We start from the raw sequence: 17,812 nt of genomic DNA on the forward strand, positions 1-17,812 counted from the left end.
AGGTCACCATCCGCATGGCCTACGGCTTCCACCACGTCACCAACCTCATCAGCCTCGTCATGCTCCGATGCGGCGGACTCAACATCCAACTACCAACACCAACAAACTAACCCACGAAAACAGCAGAAGCCTCCAAAATGTTGTGTTTGTTGGCAGAGACCGAAGTGGTACGCCGAGATACGCCCATGTGCGAGGAACGGCAGACCCATTCAGACAGGACATTGCCGGGTCTGACAAGTCCTATCCGTTCCGATACGAGGGCAACGGCAACCAGCTCTTTGTCTTTGAAGCGCCGATTGACCTGTTATCGTTCATCTGCCTTTATCCGCAGGACTGGCAGACAAGGAGCTATCTTGCCCTGGGCGGCGTTTCGGGCAAAGCCCTTGACCGTTTTCTTTCTGAACGCAAGGACACCCGAAAAGTATTCCTCTGCCTTGACAGCGACACCGCAGGAAGTGAAGCCTGCTCCCGACTGGCACAGTCCATTCCCGGCGAGATCGCCGTCATTCGCCTTGTCCCGGCAAGGAAAGACTGGAACGATGTTCTCCGTCAGCAAGGGGACATTCCCAGCCGCAAATTCATAGCCGAGACAATCACGCTGCGAGAGCTGCCCACCGCCCAGCCTGTCCCAATGCTCCGCATGGCAGATGTGGAGCTGACGAGCGTGGATTGGCTATGGTTTCCGTATATCCCCTTTGGAAAGCTGACGATCATACAGGGCAACCCCGGTGAGGGCAAGACCTACTTTGCCATGCGTCTTGCGGCGGCTTGCACCAACCGAAAGCCTTTACCCGGTATGGAGAAACTTGAGCCTTTCAATATCATCTATCAGACCGCAGAGGACGGTTTGGGCGATACCGTTAAGCCCCGGCTGATGGAAGCGGACGCAGACCTTGAACGAGTGCTTGTCATTGACGATAGAGACACGCCGCTGACTCTTGCCGATGAGCGCATAGCAAGGGCAATCCGTGAGAACAACGCAAGGCTGGTTATCATTGACCCGGTACAGGCGTTTCTGGGCGCAGATGTGGACATGAACCGGGCAAACGAGGTGCGCCCAATATTCCGCAGTCTGGGAGACATTGCACAGGCTACCGGGTGCGCTATCGTGCTGATTGGACACCTCAACAAAGCCGCAGGAACGCAAAGCACCTACCGGGGATTGGGGTCTATCGACATTACGGCGGCAGTCCGCAGTCTGCTGTTTATTGGCAAGCTGAAAGACAGTCCCACAACAAGGGTGCTTATCCATGAGAAAAGCTCCCTTGCGCCGCCCGGACAGTCCCTTGCCTTTTCTCTGGGAGACGAGAAAGGCTTTGAATGGATAGGAGCTTATGACATTACCGCTGACGAGCTTCTTGCCGGGACAGACACCGCCAAGACCGAAAGCAAGACCGCACAGGCGCAAATGCTCATTCTGGAACTGCTTGCAGATGGAAAGCGTATGCCGAGCGCAGAGCTGGAAAAGGCAGTCAATGAGCGTGGGATTTCCTCACGCACCATGAGAACGGCAAAGAGCCGTATCGGGGACAGACTTGTGACCGAGAAAGACGGCACAGCATGGGTCTGCTATCTCCGAGATTGACAACAGGAACACGGCAAGCGTGGCAAAGACGGCAAGGTTTTTATAGATACCTTAATGTTGCCGCCTTGCCTTGTTCCCTCATACCGACACCGCCCGATGATGAACAGTCACCGGGCATTTTTCATTTACAGGAGGATTTTGAATGAACAATACCGCAACCAACACCGCCACTTGCCCTACTGTCAGAAAGCAGATTGGCAAGACAACCTATATCGTCCGTGTGCATTTCAGCCAGACCGCAAAAGAGACAATGGAGGACAAAATCAAGCGTCTGCTCCGTGAGGAAGTCCGCAAAATGTGACTTCTTTGTGAATTTGATGAAAAAGTCCTTGACTTTTCGTCTCTGGCGAAACCAAGAAAAGCATCATCATCACCACCGGCGTCCACCTCGCACCACTCCAAGTGCGCGAGGTACGCCGAATCCTCGACGGCGACGACATCCGGCTCGAAACCCTCGACCAAGGCAAACGCATCATCTATCTCGAACTACCCGACACCAACGCCACGTTCTCCTTCATCGCCAGCGTCTTCTACCAATGCCTCTTCGAAACGCTTGTACGCAAAGCCGACGCCAAACCTGACGGCGTGCTCGACCGCGACGTGCATTGCATGCTCGACGAATTCGCCAACATCGGCAAAATCCCCAACTTCGTAAGGCTCATCGCCACCATACGAAGCCGACGCATCAGCTGCAGCATCATCCTCCAGACCGTCAGCCAAGGCAAGAGCCTCTATCGGGATGACTGGGAGACCATCGCCGGCAACTGCGACAGCCAGCTCTTCCTCGGCGGCAACGAACCCAGCACCACCAAATACATCAGCGACCGGCTCGGAGACCAGACCATCGATGTCATTGAAACCAGCGAAACCAAAGGTCTCAACGGCAGCTGGACACGCAGCACCCGCAAAAACGCTCGTAAACTCCTCACTCCGGACGAACTCGGACGCATCCCCACCAGCCGGTGCGTCTACCTGCTCAGAGGCATACCACCGTTCCTCAGTGAGAAGTTATGTCATCTATAGATGACAAATACGATAATGCTATCGCATTGTGCGGCGCTGCCAAGGTCGTGAGGGACGGTCCCGTTAAGTGTGTAACTAGTGGTTTGGTTATATGTTCTCGCTGGCGGACCAGCGGTCGGCGAAGGTGACGGTGAACGTGTTCAACGCGGGCTTCCACGTGTCGTCCATCGTACCCGCCTTGCCGGTCGGGGCCAGCGACTTGACGGTCAGGTACAGGCACCTCAACGCGGCACGTTCGTCGGAGAAGTGACCTCGCGCCCTGACCGCTCGACGGAACCGCGCGTTGAGACTCTCGATCGCGTTCGTCGAACAGATCGTCTGATGGATTTCCACATCGTAGTTGAGAAACGGAACGAACCGATCCCACGTGTTAAGCCGCAGGCCGCCCATAGCCGGGTATTTGGACGCCCACTTGTCGAGCATCTCGTCGCGAGCCTGTTCCGCGGCTGCTTCGTTGACGACGGTGTAGATGGGTTTCGGGTCGCGTTTGAGTATGTCCCAGTCCTTTCTGGACACATAGTGGAACGTATTGCGCAGCAGGTGAAGGCGGCTGACGGTCTCTCTGGAGACCGAGGTGCCGTAGCTCTCCTGGAAGTGCGCGCTGATCTTTCCGGCGGTCAGGCACCTAGCATAGGTGCGACCGAGTCCACGTCGTTGAGCCGGCGATACCGTTTTTTGACGATGACGGGGTCGAACGAGCCGTCCCGGTCGTGAGGCACCTTGATGGTGACTGGTCCGGCCGCCTCCGTCGTCACGGTCTTGGCGGTTGTCCCGTTGCGCGTGTTCGCGGCCCTGCCATCGGCGCTTTTCTCGTGCTTTTCGTGTCCGAGGTGCTCGGTCATCTGCTCGTCGAGGGCGGTCTCCAGCACGGTCTTGGTGAATTGCCTCAGCAGACCGTCGCGGCCGGTCAAGTCAAGCCCCTGCTCCTTGGTCTGCCGGATTATCTCTAGCGCGAGCTCGCGCTAGATCGGGGATGCCTTTGGATCACTGGGTTTCGCTGGTTTCTCCGTGGCTTCCTTGCTGAGGGCCGTCTTCACATTGCCATGGCTTCCATTGTCTCAGTCGACATGCTCATTACAGACCCTTTCCCGCCAGCCACGCAGCCGGCGATCAAAGCCGGCTACACACTTTCCGAAACAGTCTCTCCCCACCGGCCAGTACATCTACCTGCTCAGAGGCGTACCACCGTTCCTCAGACGGAAAAAGATAATTGGCAATAGGCGATTCCGAAAATACTTGAGTGTTGTCATCTCGGAATGACAGTTAGTAATTTGATCCTTGTGGATCCATTTTCAATTTGAGAAGCTGACAATACAACTGGAACGAGGAAATTGTAAATGCAATTTCTGAGACTCTTGCCGATGTCTTGTAGCAAGAAAATGGCAACCATGCAATAGTGAGATCATATAAGGATTTTATGATGAAAAAGTTTGTAAAAACGGTACGATTGCCGCCGTTAGTTGTTGCTTATAGCGGCATAGAATAATGCTCGTATATACTTCACGGAAATGTATATAATTTGCCCAAAAAATAATATTTGCCCATACTATTCAAGGGAGACAATGATGTCTAGGTATGAAAATAATGCTCGCGGTACGTCTTGCAATAAGGGAAATCGGCAGATGGCAAGTGTGGCAGTCGCTTTTGCGGCAGTGTTCGTCACTCCTTTTGTTATTCCGCTGGTTGCTTCTCTGATGGCGGTATTGGGAATTGGGAGTGCGGCAGCTACCGCCATTGTCGCTGTAGCTTGGCTTGGATCGGCTGCGGTGGGAATGATTTTCCCTGCAGCTGCGCCGCTCACTTCCACCATCCAGTCCATGATTGGCACCTTGGGGACTTCGGGCGCTGCGGCATGGTGATTCATTGATTGGATATTATGGCCCTGCGGAGGAGGAGGTATGACGGGATTCTTGAAGCTATTTCTCACTAAGACGCGTTGCGTCCTTGGGATTTCCTTAGCAGCATTTCTGGTTGGCGTATTTTTAGCCAAGTTACGTCCGTATCCTTTGAGCAGGGCCATAATTCCGAAGATATATCTTCATGAACTACTATGGAACAATACTAAGGTATGGCTAATACTATTATTTGGAGGATTTCTATTCTCCATTCCTACAACTATTGTATTAGTTATTAATTATAGTTCTTTTGGATGGAGTGCGGCTCAGTATTTATTTCAAGACCAAGGAGGTAAATTATTGACCGCAGTAGTCCCTCATCTTTTCTTTGAATGCTTTGCGCTGATCACCATATCTGGCATTGCTTTGACTATTACGCACTATGAATTTTGTTTCTTGCAGAACAATCGAAAGCGGGATATTAGCATAGATAATGCCACTTTATTGTCCTTGTTTGTGGTTTTTATTTCATGGTTCTCGCTTTTTTGGGCTGCAATCATAGAGACATATATATCTCATATTTAAGGAGCATCATGATTCGCCTGTCAGTCTGGTTTGAGTCCTTGAAGTGGCGCATTGCCGCCTGGCGCTGCATCACTTTGAATTGGTGGTATTTAGTATTGGCCGCAGTATTAATCATATGGCTCGGCGTGGCGGAAGCTGTGGCGTTGCCCGCGTATGGTGAATATGCGCGTGAGGTATTCACGAACCTGTTGGCAGGGGTACCGTCTACGCCACCGGCTGTCGTACCGGTAACGGTGTTCCAATGGTCATGCTCGGCGGTTTGGCTGGTGTTGGCATATCGGCAGTGGGCGCGACGCCAGTTCGCATGGATGATTATATCGATGGTATGCAGCTTGTTGTATGTGCCATTCGTAATTTATCTTGTACATGAGCTAGCAGACCAGCGCAAAGGGATTGTTCGGTTGGAGGAGAAGCCAGAGAGCCCCTCCCCAGATGATACGGCTAATGATCATTTGGACAGGTGCGACATCAATCCCGTTGAAGAAACAACCACGTCCGACAGCATGATTCGCCGTATAGGAGGTCTTCGTGGACGCCGTGGTTGAAGTTCATGGATTGACTAAACGATATGTATCCGGGCCGGTGGTAGGTCCGATTGATTTTGAGGTTTGGCCGGGGCAAGTATTGGCCGTGGCGGGGTCGAATGGTGCAGGTAAGTCCACCACGCTACGCATGCTGCTCGGCCTAGCCTCTCCCAGCCAAGGTCGTGCACTGGTTATGGGCCGACCGTATCGGCAGTTGGAGCATCCGGGCTTGCAAGTGGGTGTATTCCTAGGTGGGCGATTGGGGGATGAGTCGATGACCAGCCGTGAGTATCTGACGTTTATGGCCGGCATGCAGGGATTGCATAACGTGCGTCGTCGCGTTCGCCGCGTGCTGCGTGCCTGTAGTCTGGATCATTGGCCGAAAGTCCGGATTAGGGGGTATTCCACAGGTATGAGACAACGACTGGGCGTTGCTTGCGCGATGCTCTCCGACGCACCGATACTTGTATTGGACGAGCCATTCAATGGATTGGATATCGAAGGAAGACTTTGGCTGCATGATTCATTGAAACAATGGGCCGAGTCCGGCAGAACCGTTATTTTGGCAGCTCATGAGATTGAAGAACTGCAACGCATAGCCACCCATGTCCTGATTGTCATGCATGGTCGGCAAATGGGTTGCGGGCCAATCGAGCAAGTCATTAACGACAACAGCGACGGGGCTGGAATCATATTCCGCTTTGCAAACGGCGTAGATGTGAGCAGAAAGGCCGCGGCCCTGAATGATCTGATGGGAATGGGGGCCGATCTTCGCGCCCTAAAGAATGACTTGTATTTGGCACGACGGACGGATGAAGATACTGTATTCGCAACCGCAGCCAGATGTGAGGCTCCATTGGTTCAGCTCAATCGCGCCGAACCGACGCTTCGCGAAGTAATGACTAGCATAATCAACCGGTCTTCAGTAAAGAGCCACACGTCATGAACGGGGGTACACGGGATTTGCAACGCATGATGCTGCTCATACGTTATGTGGTATGCCGGCCGGCAACCCTCGCGGCATGGGTTGGGCTGCCGCTGGCGTTCGCCGCGTTCGCCGCGTTGACTAGCGCCTCCGTCCGGCTCATGCTCTCCTCCAGCTCCAAACTCGATGGCTTCGCCACGCTCGAAGGATTGGGGCCGAGCATCGCCGGTGCGGTTATGCCCATGGCCGAGCCCTTGGCAATCATCGCGGCACTGCTATCCGTCCGTGTCCTGCTCAATACGTCCACAGCCATTCCGCTGTTCCTGATTGAACCGAAGCGAACGCGACTGTTTCTAATCTTATGTGTCGATATCGCTATTGTTGGTTTTATTATGGCCGCAACCGGAGGACTTACCGCAACTGGTACCTCTCGGCTCATCCTCGGCCCCGTCGTACCATCGCAAGCATGGCCCTCTCCGTTGTCCACATCGCTGCTCTTATGTCTTCCCGTGGCCCTGATACTTACCGGGCGTATGCTTATTGCCGCCTCACTATGCGTAGCCGTTGATTCAGTGGGGAAAGGTGCGGCGTCTTACATTGCCTTGTATTATCTCCTTCCCATTGTGGTTGCTAATTTACCTGCATCTCAAACATTGAGTACATGGATACCATCTATTGCAGGCACTGCCATATTGGAGCCTGAACCAATTATCAGCCCTTTGTTTAGCGGTGTGATTGCTCTAGTTTACTTATTGATTGCAATTGGAATAGCGTGTGCAACGTTGAATTATAGGGATATTAGGTGATGCGAGTATATTAAAGTCTGTCGTTGGTATATATATGATAAATAACCAATTTACCTTAACAGCGATAGATGTCTATCGTCATCCATGATCACATTTAATTTTTACCACCTAATGTTATTGCTATTGGCGGAATGCGGATTCCAGTAATAAATAAACAACCCAGACCATTGAACCGATGAATCGCATTAAAGCATATTTAGAAGGATTGAAGTTTGCTTCTGATCCGTATTCCTGCATGGTTTATGCTGTGATAAAGAATTCTTTTAGAAATGGTCTCTGCTGTCTTTGTTGTTCGCGTCTGGTTGTGTGGGCTCAATATCCGAATCATCTATACTAAGCGAGAAACGCTACTTGTCTGTCGCTATTCTTCGCCGCATTTATTTAAACAAAATAATCTGTTCGGAAATCGCTATATTAAACCTGTGCATGAAACATCTTTCGATAAAACTCTGATTGTTTGGGTAACTCCGCGCACCTGACAATCGTATGAACAGTATCATCTTTAATAACAGTGATTTTATCTGCATATGAATGGTTGTAAACCTGTGAGCGATGATTACCGTGGTCATATTCTGATTCAATTGAGGCATTGCCTCAAACATTGAACTTTCAGCTATTGTGTCAACCAGCACGATTGGCTCATCAAGAATTACAAGTGTTGCGACAGGAAGGTTGATATTGCCAGTGTGGAATTAATCGATATCACCAAGGGTGTATCTGATTCTACCGCTATCAATCTGGGCAGCGGCTACTTTGTTCTCAAAGGTATGAACGACAGTCGTTTCATCCTCTCTGGTTCTCATGCCGGCTGGGTGTCCTCCTCATCTTTGGAGACGCGTCATCCAAACTGACTAGCCCGAGAACTCGGCATATACCGCCACACTATCTCCTGCCCTTTTTCAAAGGCGGCGCTAGCCTAATCGATCGGGGAATGAGGGGGTTACTGATTGTCCAGGCACATCCCAGGTGGAATTGCCGTGCGTGACTGACGGGGATAAATCTTCCGATGATGGTGCGGGCTGTCGGTTCGATGACTGGGAATCCGATCCCGGTTGTGTGGATTCATCCGAACGGCCCGCATCAGATATTTCCTCGTTCTTTACAGCCGTCATGGAATCCCGGACGATTTGCATGACTTCGTTGAGGTCCTGGATGGTTCTGTTATAGACATCAAGATCCTGATGGTCGCGCATCATGAGTCGTGCACGGGTAATCTGCTCACTGAGCCGTGCACGGGTGTTGTCGTCTCTGACCTTGTTCTCGGATTCTTTGTAGAGCCTATCGGCGTTTTCAATGGTTTGGCTCAGTACGTTCTGTGCGTTGTCAATCCGTTGTTGTTCCTGTGATGCCTTGACCGTGTCAACTGTGTCATGCAGGTTCCTGGTCTGGATTCTGAGCTGGCTGTTAGCTTTCTCTGTTTCCGCACGAGTGCGATCGAGACGGTCGGCCGTCAGACTCGGATCGCAATTCTCCGTTGAGACCGATGGCTGATATTGCATGATTTTGCCGAGCAGTTCCAAAGATTTGGGATCCTGCACGTCTTTATCCTGGAGCTTCGCATATGGTTCCGCCTGTTTCAATGCCTTGTCCCATTCAATCCTCACTATGTCAGATTGCTCGATTGCGTGATTGCATGACGTGAGCGCTTCCCGATGGTCGTAGTTCCTCTTCGCCATGACAAGGCCTGTGGCTAATCCCGTTACGGTGACCAGAGCGAGCATAATGCCGGCGATGCGGGTAAAGGGGATATGCCGATGAACGGCTACCTCATCCGCGTCGTCAGCCGATAATTCCGCCAAGGACACATCATCCTCGACATGTTCCCCGACCCTAATTGGTGTGTCTATCGTCGTTCCCGTCCGTTTGTCAGGCTTGGATACGGGAGTGCTGTTGTTCCGTATATCGCGAGGCAGCTCATCGTCGATGATGGGTGTGATGGGCAGCAGCCGATGTTTGGGTTTTCTGTCTGGCAGCGGTTCCGGTGGGGCCCCAGCGGTTTCGGGGTGTGCGATGGCATGCGCAGCCCACTGGCCGAGTTCCGGCCATGTACTGGGATGATCGTGGATTTGCGCAAGAAGATCCCAGTTGTCAGAATCACTCATCAAATCGGCAAGCTCGTACGAATCAAGTTTGGAATTGATGCGACGCATGATTCCTTCTTTCCCTCAGGATTAGTGGATGTAAGTGATGCTGGGATTGTTGGCCTGCTCTTTGGTAAGGGTCCTGAGCCATGCGTATGGGAGGCCGCCGCCGGATTCGCTGACAACAATGCTTCCGTCGTCCTTGATTTCCTCGACGATGGCGACGTGTCCATAATCGGCGCTTGCGCCGAGATAGCCTTTGGCGAAGCTTGCCACGTCACCGAGCTGTATGCCGCCGCCCGTTGGATATCCGAATTTTCTGGCGCTTGACGCCCACATCCAGCCGTCGCCCATGTATCCGTCCACCGGTTTGCCGATCTGCAATCGGCGAGCGGCCGCCCACCATGTGCATTGGCCGGTCTCATAGGTGGTGATCTTGCCCACGGGCGTGCCGGTCGCCGCCACATCCACGTTCAGCGTGCCAGACTGCATGACCAACGGTGGCGTGAGCTTGCCGATGGTTCGTCCTGCCGTGGCCGAACAGCCGCCTCCCGCATCAATCGCCGGCTTCACGTTGTCGAGATACCGTTTGGTGATGTTGGGAATATCCGGGTACCTCATGAGGTTGCCTTCGCCCGCGTTATGGGCGATGACCAAAGCCGTCAGGTCGTCAAGTTCGGCGAACGGCATGCCCGGGTGCTTGGCCTTGAGCTGTTTGACGCCTTCCAAGCGGTTTTTCAGATACATGCCGCCGTAATGGGCGTGGACCATGGGCTCGGTGATGCCTTCAGGTGGTGTCTGATCGGCACCTTCGGGATGCACGCCGCGCCATACGCTCCTGTTCATCTGCAGCAATCCCCATGTTCCGCCGTTGCTGTCGTCGGCATACGCATCCGGTCGGAAACCGGATTCCTGCTTCATGATCGCCGCGATGAAATCCGCGCTCAATCCGCTCGATCGGGCCGCCTCGCTTACCCATGGCTTCGCCTCGTCCGGGACCTCGATCACACTGGCCTCGCAACCTCCGTCATCTCCGACGGCAACGGTGGGTATGAACCACAGCAGCAGGCTGAAGACCATCAGCACCGCCGCCGTGCCCAATAGAAATGGAATGCTGACCGCAGCTGATGCCGATGCCGCGACACCGGCCTTCACCGCCGTCATAGTCCGAGAAACCGCCTGTGTGACCTGTCGTGCAACCTGCGTCGAAGCTCTGGCAGCGGATTTGGCCCCCTGGACACCCGATCGTACGGTCTTGCCGGAATGTCTCGCACGTTTGGCGCGAGCCGAAGCCGTTCTTCCTGCCACGGCACGTGCCGTTGAACCTCTTGCGGCATGTCTTGTGCGAATAATGCCGGTCACGCCGTCGCGTATCCGACTTGCGGGAACCATTGGTGACAACAAGTCGTCGTCCTCTCTGGTATCCGTCTGTGCCGATTGCGATTCAAGCACGGACCGTGTCGCCTTCACACCACGTTCCAAAACGCTGACGGTTGTTATGCCGGTCGGGCGCGATACTTCGGATTGATTGTTCCTGATGGTGGTTCGTGGCTGTTTCAGCCCGGCCAACACTGGGCCATGGAAGAGTCCATTAACATGACGGACTTTCAAACCATGAATCATGCCGTTCGGCCGAACGAGATTGCGCGTGGCGTGGAATGAGTCGGAGGTGACGGGTCTCATTCGGGCTTCCGATCCTCGAATTTCGTGGTATACAACCGGTAAAGCAGACTATCGGCATCGATACGCCCATCGAACGGTATGAACGCAGTGCCGCTCTTGGCCATGCCCTGACCGGGCTGCACCCCGGTGAAGAACGCCCGCTGCTCATCGGACAGCTTCAGCAGCTCGCACAAGGCGTCGGCATCCGTGGCGGTCTGGTTCAGCAGCAACAGGAAGTCGCTGTTCGCGAGCATCAGACGCGCATCCTGGTTGGCCAGCAGCTCCTCGATGTTCTGCGTAATGCCGGTGGGGCACAAACCCCATTTACGGGCGCGCTTGTACAGGCGCAGGAAGTATTCGGCCGCATACCGGTTCGAGAACAGCAGATGGAACTCGTCCACCCACAGCCAGGTGCGCCGGCCGAGACGGCGATTCCTGACGACCCGGTTCCAAATCTGATCCAGAACGACGAGCATACCGAATGTGCGCAACTCCGCTCCCAGACCGGAAACGTCATAGACCAGGAACCGGCTGGACGTATTCACATCGGTGGCATGGGCGAAGGCGTTCAGACTGCCGGTCGCGTAGATCTCCAATGCTCGTGCCGCATCACGGGCACCTGGCTCATTCAAAGCCGCGAGACGGTCATGCAGGGTGACGAGCGTGGGCATGCCCAGTTCTGGATGCTCCCGCACCTCGCGATACATGCCGATGACCGTACGGTCGATCAGACTGCGCTGCATGCGGTCGATGCCGTCCTGTCCGCCGATCAGCACGCCGAGCATGTTCAGCACGCTCGCACATTTCGACCGGATCGGATCACCCTCGGAATCATCCTCATACTCGATATCCAAAGCGTTGATATGCGCGCGAGACGATTCCCCGATCTCGACTCGCTCGCCGCCAAGACCGGTGCACAACGGCGTGAACTCACGTTCCGGGTCGATGACGATCAGATCATCGTCCGGACGGGTCAGATAGATCTGGGTTATCTCGTTCTTCGCCGCCTGGCTCTTGCCCGAACCGGTCGTACCCAAAACGAATCCGTTGCCGTTCATGCCTTTCGTACGGTCGATGACCACGGGATTGCCGGTGCGGGCGTTCGCCCCATGGAACACCCCGCCCGGCTCGAACAGTTCCTGCGACGTGAACGGCACCAGAATCGCCGCGCTCGATGTGGTCAACGTGCGACGCATCGGCGGCAAAGAATTACCCAACGGCAGCACGGCGTTCAGTCCTTCCACCTGCATGTAGGCCAAGGTCTCGGCCACACAGGACTGCCCATCGATCGCAGCTGTCACGTCACGAACCGTCTGATCCAGTTGCTCGCGGCTGTCCGCAGACACGTCCACAATCATCAGGGAATCCACCAGCCGGTCGCCGTTATGCTCCAGATCATCACGCAGCTCACCCGCCTGAGTCATGGATTCCTGCAGCTCATGAGGCAGCATGTCCTCGGGTAGATGCTGTTTGCGGTTCTTGCGCCGCTCGTCGATGGCCTGCATATCCATTTCGGCGATCGTCCGGTTCACGAGCTTCAACCCCTCGGCCTTACCCCGCGGGGACAGATGGATGCCGACCGTGATGTCCGCCTTGATGTCCGTGATGGACGACACCAGCTGATCGCTCAGATAATCCGGGAAATCACGCACCAAAAGACACTGATGCCATACTTCCGTGGTGCCCGAGCTCAACCGGAGCCGACGGCGATCCGACACGTCCACGGCGAACGGGGCCACATAATCCTTCGTGGACATGCCATGCGATTTCAGGAAACCATCCTCGGTGAACGAGAACCGGACACCGTGCCGCAGCATCCCGTGCAGCACCGCCAGACGCGACTGCCGATCCAAGCGGACACCGACGCAGCCGCCCACCGACCGCAGCTGCGCCGTGGCACGCAACGCGGCACGGTTCAGCAGCGTGACCGCACGCTCCCCGTCCCGCTCACGCAACGTCAACGTCAGATACTTGTCCGTCACCGCGCCCTGCGAACGGCCGGCGAGACGCCGACGCACATTGCGGTTGAAGTCCCCGCGCAGTCCATCCAACGCATCGCTCCGAAGCGGCATGGCGATACTGCGCGTCACCTCCTCGGGATCCAGCATGCGCGTGGCGACCGTGATCTGGACTCCCATGTTCTCACCGATCGAATTCAGGAAACGCCCCCACCGGTCCACGACATCCAGCTGCTGATCCTGGGTCGCGACCTGATAATTGATGTCGCTGATCCGCAGCGACACGCTCCACCGGTCGCCGCCGAGGAACACGATGCCATTGGACAGCATCGAATCATAGCCAAGCAGCTCCTTCGACGAACGAGGCATGCGACGATTCCCGGACCGCCTGTTCCCGGCCTTTCCATGTCGCTTACCGTTGCCTTTGACCGTCTTGCTGCCACTGATGTCAGACATGACGACGTGCCTTCCTTCCCTTGATTCGTCTACGGGTCTTCTCCCTCAACGACGGTTTGCCGGGAAACCTCGCGGGAACATAGGATTCAAGCAAATAGACCTTCGGCCCGAAACGCTGGCGCAGCATGTATCCCAGATACCGTTCCGGCTTCAGCCCCTTCGGACGCCACCAACCCCACAGCGCGAACGGCAGGCAAACCGCAAACAGCAGATACGACCCCAGATCGGACAGTCCCAACGACCAGAACAACGCCGCCTCACCTCCGCCCAGAACGAGCATGCACGCGGCGGCCGCCAGTTGGCGCCAGCTCAGCCCCCACATCACCTTCGCCTCAACATTGGCGATCTCCTTATATACGCGCATCTGCAACATGAATGAATCCTTTCCCTGATTGGCCCCGGTTGTGGTAGGCGGCTACTCGCCGCCGGCTATGGCCCGACTGACACGCTGACTCACCGCGATCACAAAAAACAGCAGGATGCCCGCCATCATGAGATTGCCGAAGTTGCCCGTCACCCACGCCACCATGCCCTCGTCCGCGGAATCCGGGATCTTCACGGCATCGACCACGATCCGCTGATAGAACACCAGACATATGAACACGCACACCGCATTCACCGACGTGCGAGCATACGACTTGAAGAAACCCACGCCGATCGGCTTGGTGTCCTCATGCACCAGAAACGCGAACGGCAACGACTGGAACGCCGTCAACGCATACAATTCGATGAACCGCACATACAGCACCACCGTGAACACCACCGACGCCAACTGGGACAACAGCCACGGAATCACCAGCAGAAAGAACAACGCCGCCTGCCCCATCACCCCGGCATCGCGAATCTGGTCACGCATCAGATCACCCAACTGACCGCCGTCGCCCGTCGCCTCATACGACATCTGCGAGGACACGCCCTGCATGAGGAACTGCGTGACCTGATTGAACATCCGAATGAACAAACCGGCGTTCTGCACGGCGATGAACACCAGCGCGATCTTGAACATGGTGCCGGCCACGATCTTCACGCCCAGATCGCGGTCCGCTTCGATGCGCGTCGAGTTGCGCGCCAGCTCCAACGTGAACATGACCGCGAGCACCACCGACGTCAGAGGCTTGACGGCGACTCCATGCACGTTCACCGCCAACTGGTAAAGAGCGGGATTCCATGTCTCCGGCGTCTGGGACAACAGCCCGGCCGTGATCGAACCGGCACCTCCGCCGCCGATCATGTTGAGCATGGCTACGATGAAGTCCTCCACGGCAGGCCCCGAATCAGCTCAGCCTAGAGCCACCGCGTTGAAAATCTGCGCGGCCGCGATGATCATGCCTCCGCCCACGATCTGCCACAGTCCAGACTGCGTCTGCGGCCCATTATGATCCTTCAGGCCGCCGCCGAAGGTGACGGCGCCCCACACCAGCCACAAGCCGCCGCCGATGGTGGCGAACCTGACGAACAACTGAAGCACCTGATTCAACAAATCCACGACGGCCTCCTCTGACGACGATCAAGGAGCCCGACAGGCAACGGCCTCCGTTGACACCCATCGTCAGGGAAAACCGGCAGGATAGCGGCGGACAGAGAAACCTCATTGCCCCTATATATAGGTATAGAAAGCCTGTTTCCCAGCTTGGGTGGTGGAAGAAGGGGAAGGAGATAAGCGAAAAAATTGCCTCTTCGATTCATAACGTCACACTCAGCGGAATAAGACCTGAGTGCGTAGTTGGCCGAGTCGGCATATATGCAGCGGCACTGAAGCGCTTACATATGTACTTGCCATTACATATTTGTAGATCTGCAAAATCGGAAAGGGAATCCGCATCGGAAGAATCTTCAGAATGGCGGGTATGTCAGCTGAGATATACCCGCCGTCCTATGCACTGCCCCTTTAGCCGGGACATACGCAGCCTACCATCTGTATGCAACTTCGTGCACTGGAGATGCTGAGGCTTTTCAAATCTCGGGTTATGCTGTAGTAAAACCCTTTACTAAAGTTTGCGGGGAGGATGTCATGGCCACGCTCAAGGAAGTCGCGGAACGGGCCGGGGTGTCGCAGAGCACGGTGTCGCGCTTGCTGAATGACCCGTCGTTCTCCATCAAGGAGGAGACGCGTCGGCGCGTGCTGCGCGTGTGCGAGGAGATGGGATACCGCAACGTGTTCCGTCCCGCGATCGCGGTGTTGGATGCGCCTCCGTCCGGGGAGGAATTGCAGGATGCGTACTTCGCCGATCTGCGGAAGGTTCTTGCGGAGTGTGCGGAGTCGATGGAATTGGACCAGCCCACGTTCATCCGATCCATACACGAGTTGACGGAACGTGCAACGGAGTTCGATGGGTTCATCACCGTGGGAGCCACGGTGTTTCCCGAAGCGGACCTGCGCGCCCTGCATGCGGTGCTTCCGCATGGCGTGTGCATCGACACGAATCCGGCGCCGCACCTGTTCGACTCCGTACGTCCCGATCTGTCGCAGACGATGCTGGATGCCCTGGACGAGATGATCGCGGCGGGCCGCAGGCGTATTGCGTTTCTCGGCGGCGTGGGCAGCATCATGGGCATGCATGACTATCCCGAGGACATCCGTGAACTGTCGTTCCGCCAGTGGGCCGCGCATCTGGGATTGGAAACGGACGGATTGGTGTATTCGTCCGGCACGTTCACCGTGGAGAACGGCTACCGTCTCGCGGAGCAATTGGTGGCTGACCATCGTGAGGCCGGCAGCATGCCCGATGGCCTGATCGTGGCCGCCGACGTGCTCGCGGTGGGGGCGTTGCAGGCGTTGAATGCGCTGCGTGTGGCGGTTCCCGACGAGTTGGCTGTGGTGAGTGTGAACAACCAGTCGATCGCCCGGTACACGTCTCCGTCGCTGAGTTCGTATGCGATCGATCAAAGGGAGTTGGCCCGTATGGCGTTCTTCACCTTGATTGATGGGTTGAAGCATGAGCGGCGGGTGCGGCGTCACATCCTGCTGACGACCGAGCTGGTGCCGCGCGCAAGCTTCGTTCCTCGGGCGTAAGACGTCGTCTCGAAGACGGGCGGCACCGGTGTCGATTTTGCTGGAAGGAGTTTACTTCAGCTGGCGGCCGGCGCACCAGACGTGTTGGGCGGTCCAGTCGGTGGGGTCGAGGAGGTTGAGGTCGGCGGCGTATCCGGGGGCGATGAGGCCGAGCGGCGTGCCGGTGACGGGGTTGGGCCTGTCGAATCCGAAGGCGCGTGCCGGGGTGAGTGTGGCGGCCTCGACGGCGGCGACCGGGCTGAAGCCGAGTTCGTTGACCGCGCGCTGGACCGCGACCTCCAATGTCAGCGTGGAGCCGGCGATGGCGCCGTTGGAGACGAGTCGGGCGTGGCCGTCGATGACGTTCACGTCGAGTTCGCCGAGCTTGTACGCGCCGTCGGGGCAGTCGGTGGCGGCCATGGCGTCGGTGACGAACGCGATGCGGTGGGGCGCGAGTCCGAAGCCGAGCTTGACCATCGGGTTCTGCACGTGGAAGCCGTCGTTGATGAGTTCGATGGTGACGCGCGGGTCCTCGACGGCGGCCGGGATGGGGCCGGGGTCGCGGTGGTGCAGGCCGTTCATCGCGTTGAACATGTGGGTCATGATGCCGGCGCCCGCGTTGAAGCCGGCCTGGGCGGTCTCGTAGTCGGCGTCGCAGTGACCGACCGCGGGCACCACGCCGGCGGCCGCGAACTGGCGGATGGCGCCGATGCCGTGCTCGAGCTCGGGGGCGATGGTGATTTGGCGGATGCAGCCGAGACGCCCGGCGGCGGGGTCGGCGCCCGAGGCGTCAAGCATGCGGTCCACGAGTTCGGGCACCGGGTCCTTGAGGCAGTTCGGGTCGTGCGCGCCCTTGCGCTTGAGGGCGAGGAACGGGCCTTCGAGGTGGCAGCCGAGGATGTCGGGGCGGGTGGCCATCTTCTCGTGCACGGTGCGGATGTTGCGGCAGATCACGTCCATCGGGTTGGTGATGAGCGAGAGCACCTGGCGGGTGGTGCCGTGGACCGCGTGGCCGGCTCGGGCCACGTCGATGCCGTCGGGGCCGTCGTCGAAGCTCTTCTCCCAGGCGCCGTGGGCGTGGATGTCCACGTAGCCGGGGGTCAGGATGCGGCCGGCCGCGTCGATGACCGCGTCGTTGGAGTCAGCTGGAACGGCCGGGTCGATGCCGACCGTGCGGCAGGCGTGCTCGAACGCCTCCTCGCCGGTACCGTCCGCGGCGGCGGAGCCTGTGGCCACAATCACGCCACGTGCGTCCGAGACCACCGAGGGTGTCTAATTGTTTGTGTATGGGCTGCCATTCTGGAAGGATTGAATGATGGTGACCTTGAAGAACGACGATGTGGTCGAGGGGCGTGGCGATGGCGGCGCTGCCGCCGGTTC

At 56.6% G+C, this 17,812-nt stretch carries 14 protein-coding genes and 3 pseudogenes; 8 read left to right on the forward strand and 9 right to left on the reverse strand.

What is annotated here, in order from left to right; genetic code table 11:
* Positions 1–67: 67 nt before the first annotated feature.
* The 3 genes and pseudogenes from AC1A0G_RS11850 to AC1A0G_RS11860 form a co-directional block, all read left to right on the forward strand.
* On the forward strand, positions 68–1,585 hold the full coding sequence (locus AC1A0G_RS11850) for an AAA family ATPase (protein WP_476529970.1): 1,518 nt from the start codon (positions 68–70) through the stop codon (positions 1,583–1,585).
* A gap of 142 nt (positions 1,586–1,727) precedes the next feature.
* Positions 1,728–1,886, forward strand: coding sequence for a transposon-encoded TnpW family protein (locus tag AC1A0G_RS11855; RefSeq protein WP_006428300.1), 159 nt, complete (start codon positions 1,728–1,730; stop codon positions 1,884–1,886).
* 50 nt (positions 1,887–1,936) lie between these two features.
* Positions 1,937–2,608: pseudogene (locus AC1A0G_RS11860) on the forward strand (VirD4-like conjugal transfer protein, CD1115 family); the annotation flags it as partial.
* A gap of 87 nt (positions 2,609–2,695) precedes the next feature.
* Here AC1A0G_RS11860 and AC1A0G_RS11865 read toward each other — a convergent pair.
* Together AC1A0G_RS11865 and AC1A0G_RS11870 are read right to left on the reverse strand one after the other, a co-directional pair.
* Positions 2,696–3,552: pseudogene (locus tag AC1A0G_RS11865) on the reverse strand (transposase).
* Positions 3,553–4,154: 602 nt separating this feature from the next.
* Complete coding sequence (locus AC1A0G_RS11870) at positions 4,155–4,427, reverse strand: hypothetical protein (protein WP_152600621.1); 273 nt, start codon at positions 4,425–4,427, stop codon at positions 4,155–4,157.
* A 79-nt stretch (positions 4,428–4,506) separates the two neighbouring features.
* Between AC1A0G_RS11870 and AC1A0G_RS11875 the strand changes: the two genes are divergently transcribed.
* From AC1A0G_RS11875 to AC1A0G_RS11890, 4 genes are read left to right on the forward strand one after another with little or no spacing between them, the layout of a single operon-like run.
* A complete protein-coding gene (locus tag AC1A0G_RS11875) occupies positions 4,507–5,028 on the forward strand; it encodes a stage II sporulation protein M (protein ID WP_081892026.1) in 522 nt (173 codons plus the stop codon).
* 8 nt (positions 5,029–5,036) lie between these two features.
* A complete protein-coding gene (locus AC1A0G_RS11880) occupies positions 5,037–5,573 on the forward strand; it encodes a hypothetical protein (protein WP_035138070.1) in 537 nt (178 codons plus the stop codon).
* Positions 5,557–6,498, forward strand: a complete 942-nt coding sequence (locus AC1A0G_RS11885; protein ID WP_033495394.1) for an ABC transporter ATP-binding protein — start codon at positions 5,557–5,559, stop codon at positions 6,496–6,498. Before AC1A0G_RS11880 ends, AC1A0G_RS11885 begins: the two co-directional genes overlap by 17 nt.
* Positions 6,495–7,283, forward strand: coding sequence for a hypothetical protein (locus tag AC1A0G_RS11890; protein ID WP_081892028.1), 789 nt, complete (start codon positions 6,495–6,497; stop codon positions 7,281–7,283). Before AC1A0G_RS11885 ends, AC1A0G_RS11890 begins: the two co-directional genes overlap by 4 nt.
* 911 nt (positions 7,284–8,194) lie before the next feature.
* Here AC1A0G_RS11890 and AC1A0G_RS11895 read toward each other — a convergent pair.
* Genes AC1A0G_RS11895 through AC1A0G_RS11920 form a run of 6 tightly spaced genes read right to left on the reverse strand, consistent with a single transcriptional unit; the run spans position 8,195 to position 14,926 of the window.
* Positions 8,195–9,433: a hypothetical protein gene (locus AC1A0G_RS11895; protein WP_236023788.1), complete on the reverse strand. Its 1,239-nt coding sequence runs from the start codon at positions 9,431–9,433 to the stop codon at positions 8,195–8,197.
* Between the two features lie 21 nt (positions 9,434–9,454).
* Positions 9,455–11,047 carry a CHAP domain-containing protein gene (locus tag AC1A0G_RS11900; RefSeq protein WP_236036982.1) on the reverse strand — a complete coding sequence of 531 codons (1,593 nt, stop codon included), beginning with the start codon at positions 11,045–11,047 and terminating at the stop codon, positions 9,455–9,457.
* Positions 11,044–13,440, reverse strand: coding sequence for a VirB4-like conjugal transfer ATPase, CD1110 family (locus AC1A0G_RS11905; RefSeq protein WP_476529971.1), 2,397 nt, complete (start codon positions 13,438–13,440; stop codon positions 11,044–11,046). Before AC1A0G_RS11905 ends, AC1A0G_RS11900 begins: the two co-directional genes overlap by 4 nt.
* The gene (locus tag AC1A0G_RS11910) at positions 13,433–13,813 is read right to left on the reverse strand and encodes a PrgI family protein (RefSeq protein WP_163232860.1); all 381 of its coding nucleotides are present in this window, start codon (positions 13,811–13,813) and stop codon (positions 13,433–13,435) included. Before AC1A0G_RS11910 ends, AC1A0G_RS11905 begins: the two co-directional genes overlap by 8 nt.
* 42 nt (positions 13,814–13,855) lie before the next feature.
* Complete coding sequence (locus AC1A0G_RS11915; RefSeq protein WP_033495386.1) at positions 13,856–14,701, reverse strand: VirB6/TrbL-like conjugal transfer protein, CD1112 family; 846 nt, start codon at positions 14,699–14,701, stop codon at positions 13,856–13,858.
* Positions 14,702–14,719: 18 nt separating this feature from the next.
* Positions 14,720–14,926 carry a hypothetical protein gene (locus AC1A0G_RS11920; protein ID WP_025263185.1) on the reverse strand — a complete coding sequence of 69 codons (207 nt, stop codon included), beginning with the start codon at positions 14,924–14,926 and terminating at the stop codon, positions 14,720–14,722.
* Positions 14,927–15,451: 525 nt separating this feature from the next.
* Between AC1A0G_RS11920 and AC1A0G_RS11925 the strand changes: the two genes are divergently transcribed.
* A complete protein-coding gene (locus AC1A0G_RS11925; protein WP_033495383.1) occupies positions 15,452–16,453 on the forward strand; it encodes a LacI family DNA-binding transcriptional regulator in 1,002 nt (333 codons plus the stop codon).
* 51 nt (positions 16,454–16,504) lie between these two features.
* Here AC1A0G_RS11925 and nagA read toward each other — a convergent pair.
* Positions 16,505–17,695, reverse strand: a pseudogene (gene nagA, locus AC1A0G_RS11930) (N-acetylglucosamine-6-phosphate deacetylase); the annotation flags it as partial.
* Positions 17,696–17,812 lie beyond the last annotated feature (117 nt).

The organism is Bifidobacterium sp. LH_230, assembly GCF_056357555.1.

Bases quoted from the DNA above. Each gene is read 5' to 3' on its own strand.
- AC1A0G_RS11875 (WP_081892026.1), top strand. From the start codon at position 4,507: ATGACGGGATTCTTGAAGCTATTTCTCACTAAGACGCGTTGCGTCCTT.
- AC1A0G_RS11880 (WP_035138070.1), top strand. From the start codon at position 5,037: ATGATTCGCCTGTCAGTCTGGTTTGAGTCCTTGAAGTGGCGCATTGCC.
- AC1A0G_RS11910 (WP_163232860.1), bottom strand. From the start codon at position 13,813: ATGTTGCAGATGCGCGTATATAAGGAGATCGCCAATGTTGAGGCGAAG.
- AC1A0G_RS11890 (WP_081892028.1), top strand. From the start codon at position 6,495: ATGAACGGGGGTACACGGGATTTGCAACGCATGATGCTGCTCATACGT.
- AC1A0G_RS11925 (WP_033495383.1), top strand. From the start codon at position 15,452: ATGGCCACGCTCAAGGAAGTCGCGGAACGGGCCGGGGTGTCGCAGAGC.
- AC1A0G_RS11850 (WP_476529970.1), top strand. From the start codon at position 68: ATGCGGCGGACTCAACATCCAACTACCAACACCAACAAACTAACCCAC.
- AC1A0G_RS11895 (WP_236023788.1), bottom strand. From the start codon at position 9,433: ATGCGTCGCATCAATTCCAAACTTGATTCGTACGAGCTTGCCGATTTG.
- AC1A0G_RS11870 (WP_152600621.1), bottom strand. From the start codon at position 4,427: ATGGACTGGATGGTGGAAGTGAGCGGCGCAGCTGCAGGGAAAATCATT.
- AC1A0G_RS11900 (WP_236036982.1), bottom strand. From the start codon at position 11,047: ATGAGACCCGTCACCTCCGACTCATTCCACGCCACGCGCAATCTCGTT.
- AC1A0G_RS11855 (WP_006428300.1), top strand. From the start codon at position 1,728: ATGAACAATACCGCAACCAACACCGCCACTTGCCCTACTGTCAGAAAG.
- AC1A0G_RS11905 (WP_476529971.1), bottom strand. From the start codon at position 13,440: ATGTCTGACATCAGTGGCAGCAAGACGGTCAAAGGCAACGGTAAGCGA.